11 protein-coding genes are annotated in these 14,624 nt (G+C 58.4%); 8 read left to right on the top strand and 3 right to left on the bottom strand.

Translation table 11 applies throughout. The annotated features are described in order from the left end of the window. Window positions 1-10: 10 nt before the first annotated feature. Window positions 11-1,159, bottom strand: coding sequence for an acyltransferase family protein (locus XH80_RS04660; protein ID WP_271597540.1), 1,149 nt, complete (start codon window positions 1,157-1,159; stop codon window positions 11-13). Between the two features lie 94 nt (window positions 1,160-1,253). On the opposite strand from XH80_RS04660, the gene XH80_RS04655 reads away from it, so the two are divergent. Next, window positions 1,254-2,231: a glycosyltransferase family 25 protein gene (locus tag XH80_RS04655; RefSeq protein ID WP_271597539.1), complete on the top strand. Its 978-nt coding sequence runs from the start codon at window positions 1,254-1,256 to the stop codon at window positions 2,229-2,231. A 63-nt stretch (window positions 2,232-2,294) separates the two neighbouring features. Here the strand turns inward: XH80_RS04655 and XH80_RS04650 are convergent, their stop codons facing one another. Continuing rightward, window positions 2,295-3,344, bottom strand: coding sequence for a glycosyltransferase family 2 protein (locus XH80_RS04650; RefSeq protein ID WP_220004014.1), 1,050 nt, complete (start codon window positions 3,342-3,344; stop codon window positions 2,295-2,297). A gap of 108 nt (window positions 3,345-3,452) precedes the next feature. On the opposite strand from XH80_RS04650, the gene XH80_RS04645 reads away from it, so the two are divergent. Then, entirely contained in the window at window positions 3,453-4,649 is a 1,197-nt protein-coding gene (locus XH80_RS04645; RefSeq protein WP_220004013.1) for a glycosyltransferase, read from the top strand. Here XH80_RS04645 and XH80_RS04640 read toward each other — a convergent pair. Further along, window positions 4,638-5,636: a glycosyltransferase family 2 protein gene (locus tag XH80_RS04640; protein ID WP_220004012.1), complete on the bottom strand. Its 999-nt coding sequence runs from the start codon at window positions 5,634-5,636 to the stop codon at window positions 4,638-4,640. The genes XH80_RS04645 and XH80_RS04640 overlap by 12 nt on opposite strands. A gap of 250 nt (window positions 5,637-5,886) precedes the next feature. On the opposite strand from XH80_RS04640, the gene XH80_RS04635 reads away from it, so the two are divergent. From XH80_RS04635 to XH80_RS04610, 6 genes are all read left to right on the top strand, one after another. Continuing rightward, window positions 5,887-6,273, top strand: a complete 387-nt coding sequence (locus XH80_RS04635; RefSeq protein ID WP_220004011.1) for a hypothetical protein — start codon at window positions 5,887-5,889, stop codon at window positions 6,271-6,273. Between the two features lie 291 nt (window positions 6,274-6,564). After that, a complete protein-coding gene (galE, locus tag XH80_RS04630; protein ID WP_220004010.1) occupies window positions 6,565-7,548 on the top strand; it encodes a UDP-glucose 4-epimerase GalE in 984 nt (327 codons plus the stop codon). 54 nt (window positions 7,549-7,602) lie between these two features. Next, window positions 7,603-8,721 (top strand): glycosyltransferase family 2 protein, encoded by a 1,119-nt coding sequence (locus XH80_RS04625; RefSeq protein ID WP_271597538.1) that lies wholly within the window; start codon window positions 7,603-7,605, stop codon window positions 8,719-8,721. After that, the gene (locus XH80_RS04620; RefSeq protein ID WP_271597537.1) at window positions 8,718-11,648 is read left to right on the top strand and encodes a trifunctional glycosyltransferase/class I SAM-dependent methyltransferase/polysaccharide deacetylase; all 2,931 of its coding nucleotides are present in this window, start codon (window positions 8,718-8,720) and stop codon (window positions 11,646-11,648) included. The genes XH80_RS04625 and XH80_RS04620 overlap by 4 nt, the downstream gene beginning before the upstream one ends. Further along, window positions 11,645-12,640: a glycosyltransferase family 2 protein gene (locus XH80_RS04615; RefSeq protein ID WP_271597536.1), complete on the top strand. Its 996-nt coding sequence runs from the start codon at window positions 11,645-11,647 to the stop codon at window positions 12,638-12,640. The genes XH80_RS04620 and XH80_RS04615 overlap by 4 nt, the downstream gene beginning before the upstream one ends. A gap of 50 nt (window positions 12,641-12,690) precedes the next feature. Then, window positions 12,691-14,520, top strand: a complete 1,830-nt coding sequence (locus XH80_RS04610; RefSeq protein ID WP_271597535.1) for an ABC transporter ATP-binding protein — start codon at window positions 12,691-12,693, stop codon at window positions 14,518-14,520. The last annotated feature ends 104 nt before the right edge of the window (window positions 14,521-14,624 follow it).

Raw genomic sequence — 14,624 nt, 5'->3', positions numbered from 1 at the left:
GCTCAAGACGTCAGGCAGCCGACGACGTCACCGCAAACTTGATCGAGCGTCGCGCAAGTGCTCGTCCGACCTGCTCTCCGCGCTTTTCGATTTGCTGATACGAAATCAGGCTGAGCAAGACGGTGATCACAATGGCTCCAACCATAGCGACCAACATAGTCGCGCTGGTGACTTGCACTGTTCTCACCAACGCATAGCCCACCAATACTTGCACCGGGCGGTGAATCAAATACAGCGAATAGGAAGCCTCTCCAGTCCGAAAAACCAGCGGATTTGTGAAGGCAAATCTAAAGATCTTGCCATCGATCTGATCCGTCTTTGCTCCAGCCATATAGCTGTAAAATGCAGCCCAAATAACGAGCCCGAGCGGATCGCGTAGAAACATGATGGCAAGGACCGACAGGCAAATTGCGACCGCGATAGAGCGGAGATTCATCTCGCTGATCTTGTTAAAGCCGATACGAGATGCAATTCCAACGGCAAAATATCCGCTGGCGCCTGCCAAGGATGATGCGAGATCATAAGTTCCGAGCATGCCTCTGCTATGGGCGATGTAGAGCAGGCCGAACACAACTGTCATGCAGACGGTCGACCGCCAATCGCGGAGACTCAGGAGAACCAGTGGGGCAACGATGTAAAACTGCCACTCTAGCGAGATGCTCCAGGCGGCCGGCAGGAACGTCATGGCTGATCGATTGAGAATTTCGTTCGGAATCGCGCCATGAAACATGAGGCAATGAGCTAAGAAATGCGCTGGAAAATTGCTCGTCATTTGATGCTCGATCTCGGCGAGCGATTGCGAGTATGCGGCCCAGCCTGCGGAAGTCTGCCAGGGCACAAGCGTCGACAGTGCAACCCAGTAGGGGAAGACAGCAAACCCGATCGCGGATGCGATGACGAACACCGGGTAAAGTCTGAAGAAGCGGCGAGTCAGGTAGGGCGCGTATGTTTCATCTCTTTGAAGAATCAGGTTCGTGATGACGAATCCGCTCACGATCATGAACAGTTGAACGGCCACGTCGCCGCGCAGAAGGAGCTTCAGTATCTTATTGTCTGGCTCCATAATTCCGGAAAGTTGGAGGCCATGTCCGATCGCAACCCAAAGGGCAAGATAAAAACGCAGCCCAACGATTTCGTCGAAGTACTCGCGTTTCACCATGTTGTGCCTTCATTTGAAGTTCAGCTTCACGGCATTAGTCATAGCGTTGTTGGCAACATTAAGTCTGCGATACTGCTAGGCAACCAAGTCTCCGATGGACACGACATGCGAGGCGCCTGCACTTTTTGACGCGAGCTGCCGCCAGCTTGCGGTTACTATTGACAGCCTGCCCTTTGTCGATTTCAACGAAGTGCGTTCCCGAGTGCGGCCGCGCTATCCGGTTCCAAATCAACAGCGTCAGACTGATCAATCAATGGGCAGCAATCTCAGAATCGTGGCGATTAGTTTGGCCGGCTCCGCGCGTCGCGAGCGCGCGAGTGCGAATCTGGAGTCGCTTGAGATTCCATGGACCTTCTTTGATGCCTTGCGTGTGCCAGCTAGGGGGCTCCCGCAATATGACGAGGCGCTGGCCATCCGCTTTTGGGGCAGGGGCCTTTCACGTGCCGAAATCGGCTGCGCAGCCAGTCATATGAGTGTCATGGCGCAAGTGGCAGCTTCAGATGCCGACAATTCATGGACACTTGTCATCGAAGACGACGTCATTCTCGATGCCGGGTTCAGCTTCCGATTGCTTCCGGACATCTGCAAGGCTGCTGAGATCGGCTATCTCCGGCTGTATGGGCGACACATGGCGCCATGCAAGCACGTGGCCTGGCTGGATCAGCGGGAATTGGTGCGGTTTGAGCGTGCGCCAATGGGAACGCAGGCCTATCTTATCTCAGGCCATGCCGCGCGTCGGTTCATTGACAGCGTGACAACTATTCATCGGCCGATCGACTGGGAGATGGACCGCTTCTGGGCAAATGGCCTCCACAATTATGCCTTGTTTCCTTTTCCGTGCCTTGAGCTGACGCTGACATCTTCGATCGCAAAGGCGGCGGAGTCGGTCCGCGAGCCTACTGCGTTTGACAGGGCGGCTCGGTTTGCGTGGAAATCAAAGGAATATGTTCTGCGCCTGTCGGAAAATATCCGCCTTCGACAGTCGGACAGGCGGATTCGCGTCCGGCTCGCCGGCGCAAGCAGTCTTTCCGCGCCAATGCCGGAGACAATTCGTACGATCGAAAGCATGTGATTGACGCCTTGAGGAAGCGGCACGAGATTTGACGAGCCGGACTACGTTTGCGCCGTGGCCCGCTCAGGCGGGCTTGCGCCGGACGACACTTCCGAACCTGGCGAGCGGCCTCAGGAGTTCTGCCCTGTTGAAGCGGAGCATGATCAGCTGGTACGCAAGCCAGGAAGGGCTCAAGAACAACCCTGTGAACCAGACGATATGAGAGGCGGCGGCGCGCCAATGTGTGGTCGTGGTCAGCGCAAGCCATATCCCACGGCGCAGAAGTGAACTCGACGTGTCCGCGTCCTGCCCAACATAGCGCAGTCCCAGTTTACGGGACGCGAGGCGATAGTTGACAAAGACGATCTCGTTATCGATCGGCCGTGCCGCTTGCACGTGCATGGACTTCCTGTCGCAATGTGCCTTCAGGATGTCGAACTCTGCAATGCGGAACCCGATCTGCCTGGGAAAATCCGGAAACCGCTGCGCCCGGCCCTTCGCGTCATTTCGGCTGATATTTCTGCCATGGAGCCGATATTGCCCGAGGGTTTCCTGCACCGTGACCACGTCTCCGTAAAGAGGGGCGATCGTGTTGAGGGCGCCGTCGTATCCCACGGGCGGATTGAGCGGGATGACCTGACGAAGAAACTCTCGGAAGTACGCATTTCCCGACATGACTGGCCAGATGTACGTTCCCGACCGGGTAAATTCTGCGTGCACATCTTCCGACGCGTAGGATTTGGGAAACGCACAGAACGAACGCCCAAGTCGCCTGCCGGCGCCATCGATGATGTCCAGATTGAACTGAACTTTCGAAACACCTTCGCGGCAGTGCGCAGCAACGTTTTCGACCGCCGTCGGCATCAGGATGTCATCCGCATCGAGGAACAGCAGTACGTCGCCTGTCGCTGCGCGATACCCAACTTCGAATGCTGCGATGTTGCCCTGATTTGCCTGAAATATGGCTCGAATCCTGTCACCATAGCCGGCGATGATCCGGCGGGAACCGTCGATCGATCCGTCGTCGACGACGACGATCTCGTCCGCCGGACGGGTCTGATTCAACGCGCTGTCGATTGCCAATCCGACATACCGTTCGTAATTGTAGACTGTTATGACGATGCTGATCTTCAACGTGTGTCGCTCACAAATTTGCAGGTGGCAAAAGAGGCTATCAATCCATGCCTTGATAGGCCAGAAGTAATTTCACAGTCCGCAAAGCATGATTGGTGAGGCAATCGCATGAAAATCGCTCTGATTGATCCGTCACTGTTTACTTGGCCATATGATCTTAAATTAGCCAAAGGATTGACCGATATTGGGCATGCAGCCAGCATTGTCGGGCGCCAGCTTGGGCAGAAGCCTTCCGTTGATGAAGACCTATTTCTTGACCGGCATTTTTATCCGGGATTGCAGTCGCGCTTTTTCAAGAAACTTCCGCGCAACGTGCAGCTGGGGCTGAAGGGACTCAGTCACGCTGAATCAATGACACGGCTGATCAGGCGCTTCAGGAAGACGCCGCCCGATGTGATCCATTTTCAATGGGCACCCCTGGCGATCGTCGACAGCCAGTTCATTCCCAAGTTCAGGAGGGTCGCGCCAACGGTTCTGACCGTTCATGACTCGAATCCGTTCAATAACAATCCGAGCTCGCGGATACAGCGAATCGGGGCGTTCAAGATTCTGCATTGCTTCGACCATCTTATCGTTCATACGACCGTTGCACGTGATCGCCTGCTGCGCGTTGGTATTCCGGGCGAGAAGATTTCGGTTATCGCGCACGGATTGCTGACGGATCATATCGCCCGACCTGCCGACGAGTCCGCGGCCGCGGACGGCCGCGTTCAAATACTCTTGTTCGGCAAGATAAAGCCCTACAAGGGCGTCGACGTCATGCTTCGCGCGCTTGCATTGCTTCCCCGAGAGGTCAGGGCACGTTGCGTGGTGAAGATCGTGGGCTGGCCGGAAATGCCGATGGAGCCGCTATTTGCGATGGTGAAGGATCTGCAGCTCGAAGACCATGTCGAATTCGACCTGCGGTTCATTCCGGAAGACGAAGTGACCTCGCTGGTCGCGCGCGCTGACATCCTGGCTTTTCCGTACCGGGATATCGACGCATCCGGTGTGCTGATGCTGGCGATCGCGGCGGGACGTCCGATCGTCGCTTCGAACCTTGGAACGTTTTCGGAATGGCTGAGCGATCGGGCGGAGGGGACGCTCGTTCCTCCAGGTGATCCCGCCGCATTGTCCCGGTCGCTCGAGCGCTTGATCAGCGACCCCGACTATCGAAACGCCAAGGGTCAAGGAATGCTGGATCTGCGCGACTCCGTGCCGACGTGGACCTCGATTGCCCGCCTGACCGAGGCCGCCTATGCGAAGGCCAGCCGGCGTGTGGACGCGCCGGCCAGTGCCCAGGTTCTGCAGCGTTCAGGAAACTGAAGGGGTCATCTGCCAGGTGGTCTGGCGGATCGACAGGATGCCCCAGAAAAAGCCAAGTGCCCACGCGAAGTGCATCACGGCGGCGGCCGGCAGTGCAAGCAGCCCGCAAATTGAGCGATGTTTTACTGCAATCAACATTGCGGTCAGGGCCAGTATCGCCAGATAGGCCGCCGGCAAGGTCAACAGCAGCGGCGCAGCCGGCGACAGCACGATGGCGCCGAGCGTCAATGCAACATGAGTGGGCACCAGGAATTGACGCAGTCGCAACGATCCTGGATGCCGTCTCACCGTTCTCGATCGACCACGCCCGTAGTTGAAGTATTGCTTCGCCAGGCTCAGAAAGCTCGACCGCGGTCGATATGAAAGGCGGATGTCCGAATCCAGAAAAATCCGGCCGCCGAGTGCACGCAGCCTGCAGTCAAACTCTGCATCTTCATTGTGAGTGAAGGTTTCGTCGTAACCACCGGCCGTGCGAAAGGCATCGATGGTCATCGCGGCATGATGCCCGTGATCGACAAAGCCGCTTTGCTTTCCGCCGCGATGTGCCGATCCGCCCGAACCGACCTTGGTGTCCGAGACCCAGGCGACGGCTTTCTGCAAGCAACCCTCGCCACGAGAGTCCATGGGGACCACGACCGAGTCGGCCTTGCGCTCGTCCAGAGTCTTGAGGAGGCTCGAAACATAATCCGCTGGATATTCGCAATGGGCGTCACACCGCACCAGGACCTGCGCCGCAGCACCATAGACTTGTACGGCCAGATTGATCCCGGCACTCTGCAGCCGCTGGGGATTGCGCAACAGATGGACGCCGCGAATCTCCTTGCCAAGCTGGCGAACAATGTCAGGCGTCCCATCGGTGCTGCCGCCATCTGCAACCACTATCATGCGATCTTCGTCGAGACCGTCCCGCGCCAGATTGCGGACAACGGTCTCGATATGGGAAGCCTCGTTCAAAACGGGTACGACGATCAGGACGTTTCTGGACACGGTTTAGCTGCCAATTGCCATTGTTTGCTCAATCCGTTGGCAGGCGCGGGAATGGTCGTTGATGCACGCCAAAGGACGTCCCGACGGTCCGTCAAAAGAATGGCCAACTCGTGACTGCTTCCTTTGATGCATCGGTTGCAAGTGGGCTTACCGATGGCGCCTTAAAATGGGCGATCTCTTCTGCGTGAATCGTGAATAGTGCGTGCACCGATCGCTCGAAGATCGGAAGCGAAACTGACCGGAGCAATATGTGAGAGCTGTTATTGTTGGCTTCCCTTTGTTGCTGGCGGCCTGTCATCCCGCATCGGCCGATCCGATGACGTTGGATTTTTCATGGAACGGGGCACGCGGCTGTGTCACGCTGTTCCCGAATCCTGAGATGCGTCTGCGCAATATTCCCGCCGGTGCCACATCGATGACGCTCACACTTGCAGAAGGCACTCGCGAAATGGGAGGCCAGAACGTTCCGGTTCCGAGCAATGGCGTCGTGCCATCGGGGACGATCCGGACATTTGGTCCTTGCAAGCCGGGTGTGTATGAATGGACCGCCCTCGTGAAATCATCGACGGGACAGGTTCTATCGGAGGCGCATCAGGCGCGTTTCTATCCCGCGGACGAGACCGCAGCGAAGCAATAGTTTCGCAACATCAATCCACGGATTGCACCGTTTCGGTCCTTTGCAACTGCGCGTGGCAGCTTCAGGCGTCTGCGCGCCGCCGTTCGATCGTACGAATGAAGCCACAATCCATCTAGATATGAATTAATGGAGTTTGGAAGGTTGGAGATTGAGAACAAGTTCATGCTTCGTGACAAGGAGTTGAGTGTTGTTGGCGCGAAGGTTGATAAGGAAGCGTAACGATTTCGCCGGCCCGACAAATATCGGTAGTGTCCCAGCTCCGATCGATGCGCAACGCGCGGGCGCGGCGAGATGAAAAAGACCGTTCTGGTCACCGGCGGTGCCGGCTACGTCGGCTCGCATTGCTGCAAGGCGTTTGCGATGGCGGGTTGGAATGTCGTGACGCTCGACGATCTTTCCCGAGGCTGGCGCGATGCGGTGCGCTGGGGACCGTTGGTCGAGTGCGATATTCGCAATTCAGCCGGCGTGCGCGCAGCGCTGGACACCTACAAGCCGGACCTTGTCGCGCACTTTGCGGCACTGGCTTATGTCGGCGAATCCGTGGCTGATCCCGCCATCTATTACGACAATAACACGAGAGGAACGCTTGCACTCCTGGAGGCAATGCGAGCGGCCGGTTGTTCGCGCGTGCTCTTTTCCAGCACGTGCGCCAGTTACGGAATTCCCCAGCACACGCCGATAGACGAAACACATCCGCAGGCGCCGATTAATCCCTATGGTTGGTCCAAGATGATCATCGAGCGCATGCTGGAGGACTTTGGCCGCGCGTACGAGATGTCGTCGGTTTCGCTGCGCTATTTCAACGCGGCGGGCTGTGATCCGGACGGAGAGATCGGCGAGCGCCACGAACCGGAAACGCATGCCATTCCGCTGGCGATCGAAGCTGTGCGCCGACCCGATCGGCCTTTCACCATTCTGGGAACGGACTTTCCGACGCCGGATGGCAGTGCAATCAGGGACTATATCCACGTCAACGACCTGGCGCAGGCGCACCTTCTCGCAGGTGACATGCTGGTGGCGCGAGGCGGTACTCATGTCTTCAATCTCGGTACAGGGGTTGGCACGAGTGTGCTCGAACTAATAAAGGCAGTGAGGCGTGTCTCCGGAAACGATCCGGTCGTCCGCCGCGGCCCACGCCGCGCGGGCGACCCGCCCACGCTCGTCGCTTCCTTTGCCAAAGCCAAGCGGGAGCTCGGTTGGAGCCCGCGGCAATCCGAGATCGACTTCATTATTGAGACTGCACTGAGGTGGAGCGATAGCAACCCGTCGGCATGATTTCGCACGAAGATGATCGATACCCCATTCGCAGGAATTGGACTGGGAAGAGGCGTGGCGCACGTCTCCGTGACGTCGGCGTCCGATGTTGCGAAAACGACATTGAACGAGGGCATGACGGTGTTCTGGCGCGCCGACCAGCCGATCGGCCATGTGCTGATGCATGAAGGCCAGATAACGGACGCCAGGATCGATCATATCGACAACACCTTTCTGTCAGCCGTGGATTCCCAAGTGCGAACCTCGACGAAAATGATGCTCTCGGCGAGCGTGGTGATCTGCACGCGAGACCGTCCGGACGAGCTGAGCAAATGCTTGTCGTCGCTGCCGCAACAGACTCATCCTCCGCGAGAAATCATTGTCGTAGACAATGCATCGCGCGATCGGCGGACCCGGGATGTCGCGTTGGCCGCGGCAGTAACCTATATTCGGGAGGACCGACCCGGCCTGGACATTGCGCGCAATGCCGGCGCGCTCCAGGCGACTGGAGATATTGTCGCCTATACGGACGACGATGTGCTGCTTCACCCGCGCTGGCTGGAGCAACTGACATGTGCGTTTGACTCTCCCGAGGTCGGTGCGGTGACTGGGCTTGTGCTTCCCGCCGAGCTCGCGACCGAGGCGCAACGGCACTTCGAGACGTATTGGGGATTTGGCAAGGGCTATCGCGAACAGGATTACGACAGCGCAGCCTTCCGATCGCATTACGGCCAGGTCCTGCCCGCGTGGGACGTCGGCGCCGGAGCGAGCATGGCGTTCCGGCGCGAGGTGTTTCAGGCCGTCGGGCTCTTTGATGAGCGCCTGGACGTCGGTCAGGCCGGCTGCTCGGGCGACTCGGAGTACTGGTATCGATTGCTCGCGGGCGGCTACACGTGTCGTTACACCCCGGCGTCAGTCGCATTCCATTTTCACCGCAGGACAATGGATGGACTGGCCAGCCAGATCTATCATTACATGCGCGGTCATGCGGCCGCACTTTTGGTGCAGTATGAGCGAACGGGGATCTCGGCGAACCGGCGTCTGGCTTACTATCACAAGCCGCGTTGGTACCTCGCTCGACTACTCCGAAAAGCAATGGAAGGAGACAGCATTCGCGACCGCTTCCTGAAGGAGGAGGTGACCGGATATCTCGCCGGATTGCTGTTCTATCATCGCCAAAGGTTTCGCAGATGACAGCCCATCCGCGTACGTCCATCGTGATCGCCGCCCGCGACGCTGCGGGAACCATTGCTGAAACTCTTGTCAGCCTGCTCGCGCAGAGCGCCCCCTCCTGGGAGGCGCTTGTCGTGGATGACGGTTCGATCGATGCCACGGCCGAGATCGTTGCTGAATATGCGGCGCGGGATTCCCGCTTTCGGGTTCTGCAGTCTGACGGAGTAGGCGCTTCCGGTGCCCGCAACAAGGGAATTGCAAGCGCGCGCGGCGAACGAATACTGTTCCTGGACAGTGACGATTGGATTGATCGATCCTTCCTTGCGCTGATGAATGCTGCGCTGGATCGCGATTCCTCGGCGGTGGCCGCCTACTGCAACTGTTGCCGGGTTATGCCTGACGGCAGTGAAATTTCCGTTCGCCGCGATCCGGCCATCCAGGACAACGCCTTCGAGCGTTTCGCTCGGACGTGTGCCACGTTCATCCATGGCGTGCTCGTCTTGAAGAGCGCGGTTGCAAAGGTCGGTGGCTTTGAGACCAGCCTCCGCACGTGCGAAGATTGGGACCTGTGGCAACGGATCGCCCGCTGCGGCGGCAGGTGGATCCATATCGACGAGAAATTGAGCTATTACCGGACAAGCGACCGTTCACTGACGCAAGATGTCAAACGGATGCTGGCCGACGCGCGTGTGGTCATTGCGCGCGGATTTTCGAGTGACGACCGCGTCAGCGAGCCGGCACCCGCACACCAAGCTGGAGCGTCAACTGCATACGGCAGCGTCGCGGCGGCGTACGCGTATTTCGCCCTCTGGTGTGCCGGATTTGACTGCGGCCGCAGGAATGCCAGCGATCCATCGCCGGAAACGCTCAGCGACATTCCAAAGACCGAGACAACAGCGGACTTCGTTGCCTCTGTTTTGCTCGATGCCGTGATGGTCGGGGCAAGAACGGTGCCCGCCAAGCTGGCGGAACGGTGGCCGCAATACGGGAAGGGCGTAACCCACCTCATTTCAGCAATGGGGCACGCATGGAGCGACCCGGCGGCAGCGCGAAAGTGTCAATACCGCTTTGAGCGAAAAGTGCTCGATTATGACGACCTTTCGGCGCCCAGGGTCCTCACGTTGACGTTCGGCACGCGCGTTGACCTTCGCCGTATCGATACCATCAGGCCGATCGGGACTGTCGATCGATTGTATGTCTATCTCTGTGACGGGCCTCGCATCCTGACGCTGCTCGATATTGGTGCCCTCGGCACCGTCAACAACCGCTTTTGGATCGCGCTGGCCGCCCATGGCCTCGTTCATTTGCAGGTCAAAGACCAGATCGGAAGGCTGATTCGGGCAAAAATCGCACTCCACAAGCGGACAGAACGACTTCAATCCTTCATGCGAGACGGCCGAGATACTCACCGGGGGCGGCTACGCGAGTTGGCCTCGCGGGCCTCACGTGAGGCGCGGTCGCGAGCCATCTCGGGCATCTCCGCTTCGAGCAGTCCTATGCGATGTGCCAGAAGATCTCGAGACACCACACGCAAGAAATTTTGGGAGGGTTTCTTCGAGCAAGAGGATCCCTGGAACTACGGTTCGCCGTATGAACAGGAAAAGTATAGCCGGCAGCTCGAGCTCCTGCCGGACCAGCCAGTGGATCACGCGCTTGAGCTTGCGTGTGCGGAGGGACATTTCACACGGCAATTGGCACCCAGGGTCAAGCGCCTCAGAGCCGCCGATATCTCGACCAAGGCGCTCGATCGCGCCCGTGTCCGATGCAATGGGCATCAGAATATCGAATTCTCTCAATTGGATTTATCCGCCGATCCGCTCCCACAGGATATCGATCTGATCGTCTGCTCTGAGGTCCTTTACTACCTTAACGACGAGGCCGAACTGGAATCGGTCGCGAAGCGACTGGTGCAGGCGCTGCGTCCTGGCGGTCACCTGGTGGCGGCCCATGCCTTTGTGCTGAAGGACAATATATCGCGAACGGGCCTCGACTGGGAGACTCCGTATGGGGCGGAGACGATTGGGCGGATTATCCAGGGCGTGCCCGGGCTCGCCCTGGATACATCGATCGAGACGGAGCTGTACCGTATCGATCGGTTCAGGCGGTTAGTCCCGGGCGAAGCCGCCCCTGACATACAGGTGAAATTCGCGACTATCGACGCGCCGATTGAGCTCGAGGTTGCGCGGTCCATCGTATGGGGCGGGGCCGTGGCGCGCAGGTTTGACGTCGCGCAATCCGAAAGACGAACGCACGCTCCGGTCCTGATGTATCACCGAATTGCGACAGAAGGACCAGACGAACTGGCGCGGTACCGCTTGTCTCCGGATGCGTTCGGGCAACAGATGCTGTGGCTTCGCCGCAATGGCTACCACACGATCAATTCGGATCAGCTCGCCTGGTTCGTAGCAAGCAATCATCCGTTCGTGGGCAGGCCGGTGCTGATCACGTTCGACGATGGCTACCAGGACTTTGCCGAGTATGCATGGCCGATCTTGCAGGCAAACGATTTCTCGGCAGAGGTGTTCATTGCGACCGATTTCGTGGGAAGGTGGGCTGAATGGGATGCGCCGTTTGGAGAGCCCGCTTCGCTGCTCGATGCGGCCGGGATCGCCGGGCTGGCCGCCGAGGGCGTATCCTTTGGCAGCCATTTGGCGAGCCACCCGCGCAGCCAGGAACTTGCGACCTGGACTCTCGCCGAGGAACTGACGCGATCTCGTGCACAGTTGGAGCGATGGCTTGGGCGATCGATAACGTCGCTTGCTGCGCCTTTTGGCTCTACCAATCAGCGGCTTGGAATTCTCGCAGCCGAATGCGGCTACAAGACCGTGTTCAACACGGTCAACCGGGCTGCAACACTGAAGGACAATCTGTTGGACCTGCCGCGAATTGAGGTCAGAGGCGATTTCACGCTGGACACATTCGCGCGCTGCCTGGAGCAGTATCAATGAGTAGCGGTGCGCTGCTGATCAGTGTGGTTATTCCCGCCTTCAACGCCAGTGCAACGATCGATGAGACGCTTCGCAGCGTAAGGTCCCAGTCGCACCGGGAGCTGGAAATCATTGTCGTGGACGACGGCTCCACAGACGACACGGTCGCAGTTGTCCAGCGGCATCTGGTTCAGGATTCTCGCGTAACAATCATAGAACAGCGTAATGCAGGGGTGGCGGCCGCCCGGAATGCGGGCTGGCAGGCCGCGCGCGCGGACTTCGTCGCGTTCATTGATGCCGATGATCTCTGGACGCCTCGCAAGATTGAGCAACAGCTTCAAGCCTTGCTTAAGGCAGGAGAGCGGACTGGTCTGGTCTACAGCTGGTATGACTGGATCGATGCCGATAGTCGCGTAAGTGCCAGGTCCGATCCCGTCTTTCATGCGGGCGAGGTGCTGGACTATCTCTGTCAGGGAAATTTCATTGGCAACGGCAGCTCGGCGCTGGTTCGCCGGGAAGCCCTCATAGCTGCAAAAGGTTTCGAGAGCGGACTCAGGGCGTCGGGGGCAGAAGGCTGCGAAGATCTGCTGTTCTATTGCCGTGTCGCGGAGGCGTACCACTTCGCGGTCGTGCCCGAGTACCAAATCGGCTACCGCTATCTTCCGAACAACATGTCAAGCAACATGCCCCGGATGTTCCGGTCGTGGATGCTGGTCGCCGATGAGATCATGGCGCGGCACCCAGAGCGCACGGCGATCCTCGACCTGGGCTTCAGAAACTATGCGCGTTGGCTGCTTCGGAGAGCTCTGACGGGCGGTCACTTGTGGTACTTCATCTCAATCCTTGGACAGCTTTTCAGACGGAATCCCTTGCTCGCGCTCAGGGTCGCCGTGCACGATGTGCCACGGGATACCGTGTTGGAAGCCCGGTGGAAATGGCGTCATCAGCGTCGCAAGGTGGTCCGACCACCGGCTTCGTTATTTGCCATCGGCGATCCGAGTCAATTGCAATGACAGAGCACGCGAACAACACACGAAGTCCGAGATCTGCTCGCCGCGCTGCATTGGTCGAACTGTTCAAGCTGCTCAAGCTTGCTCCACTGCCCGGCTGGGTGACGCCCGCGCTGATTGTCCTTGGCCTGGCGACATCGTTGGCGGAGACGGTCGGGATTACTCTCGTGCTCCTGTTCTTCTATTTCGCCATGGGTCAGGTGGAGCTTGCAACGTCGACCAGCGGCCTGCTGGGCGAAGCGCTTCGATATGCGTCGAACTGGTTTCACAGCTCGACCGAAACTGCTGTCGTGCTGCTCCTTCTCATCATTGCTCGCGGTGCTCTTTCCTTTATCAACACATTGATCAGTGCGCGTGTCGGAGAGAAGATCAATGAAGTCGCGCGCAACCGCGTTCATCTGCAGTATCTGCAAACTTCGTATTCGTTCTTCCAACGCCATGACGAAGCCTATCTCATGGAGGTGTTGGGAACCGAGACATGGGTGATCTCCGGGGCATATGCCAGTCTTACCCGCATCGTCGTGAGTTCGTGTTCGGTTTTTCTCTTCGCGTCCTTTTTGTTGGCGCTCTCGATCAAGGTAACGGTCATCGCCCTCGTCGCCTCGATGATCATATCGGCGGGATTGCGCCATCTTTCGTTGCCAATGCAGCAGTTGGGTGCCGGCGTAAAGCTGGTTCATCAAAAGCTGGGTGAGCATATGCTGATGACACTCCAGGGCATGCGCACGATCCGCGCGTATGGCCAGGAGGAGAGTCACCAAAAGCGCTTCGAGCAGGCTTCGGCGCAGGCCCGACAGGTCGCGCTGCGCCTTGCGCGCCTATCCGCCCTGGTCTCGCCTCTGACGGAGGTGGGGTATCTTTTCGTGCTGTTTCTCGTAATCGCGTTCGCTGATCTATGGGGAATCGGCTTTGCGACGAGCCTAACCGCGGTCGCGTTGCTCTATCGATTGCAGCCGCATATGCGAGATCTCGAAGGGAACTTGCTGTATATGGCGCAGATCGAGCCGCAGCTTCGGTCCATCAGACACATGCTGTCGACAGATGACAAGGAGTACCCGAACGCCGGGCACGTGGCCGTGGCTAAGCTGGAGAACGGCATCTCATTTCGCAACGTGACGTTCCGCTATGATGCCGGTACCGAGCCCGCTCTTTTGGATGCTTCGTTTGACATTCCTGCGGGCAAGACCACTGCGCTCATTGGAGCCAGTGGGGCGGGCAAGACCACGATCGTAAATCTATTGTTGCGACTCTATTCGGCCAACGAGGGTGTCATACGGGTTGATGGGCGATCCATCGAAGACGTTCGTCGAACCGATTGGCTCGGCATGCTCGCGATTGCGGGGCAGGATGTGGACCTGGTCGAAGGCACGGTGATCGAGAACGTTCGGATGGCCAAGAACGACGCCTCCGAGGAAGAGGTTCGGCAGGCGCTCCGGGTCGCGGGCATTTCAGAGGTCGTCGAGGCCTTGCCGGACAAATACGACACCTGGATCGGACAGCACGGCCTGCGCTTCTCAGGCGGTCAGCGGCAGCGCCTTGGTCTTGCCCGAGCGATCGTGCGCAATCCGAAGTTCCTCATCCTGGACGAAGCGATGAGCGCGCTCGATCTGACGCTCGAGGACAGCATTCGACGCGCGATCCAGCTACAATTCAAGAACCGAACTTTGTTGCTGATAACACATCGCCTGGATTCAGTGCGCGATGCGGACCACGCGGTGTGCATTGAAAACGGCCGGGTTGTCGCTGAGGGTCCTCCGGCGAAAGTCCTGGCGAGTCAAGGAGCGTCCGTAACGGGCACTTCGCAAGATGAAGTGCCCTATATCGGATGCGGAACGCGGTTCCCTAACCGGAACCTGCGTGTTCGGCACTCGCCCGGTGAATGACGGGTACTGCCTTGAGCGTGCTTGTTGCAGATCAGCGCCGACTTCACATGAGCCCGTAGCACTACGGTGTCTCCGCAGAAATCTCTAGCCGTCAGCTGATTCTC

The organism is Bradyrhizobium sp. CCBAU 45384 (assembly GCF_028128665.1).
Lineage (GTDB): Bacteria > Pseudomonadota > Alphaproteobacteria > Rhizobiales > Xanthobacteraceae > Bradyrhizobium > Bradyrhizobium manausense.
Note: the sequence above shows the minus strand (reverse complement) of the source record. Positions and strands in the feature narration are given on the sequence as shown.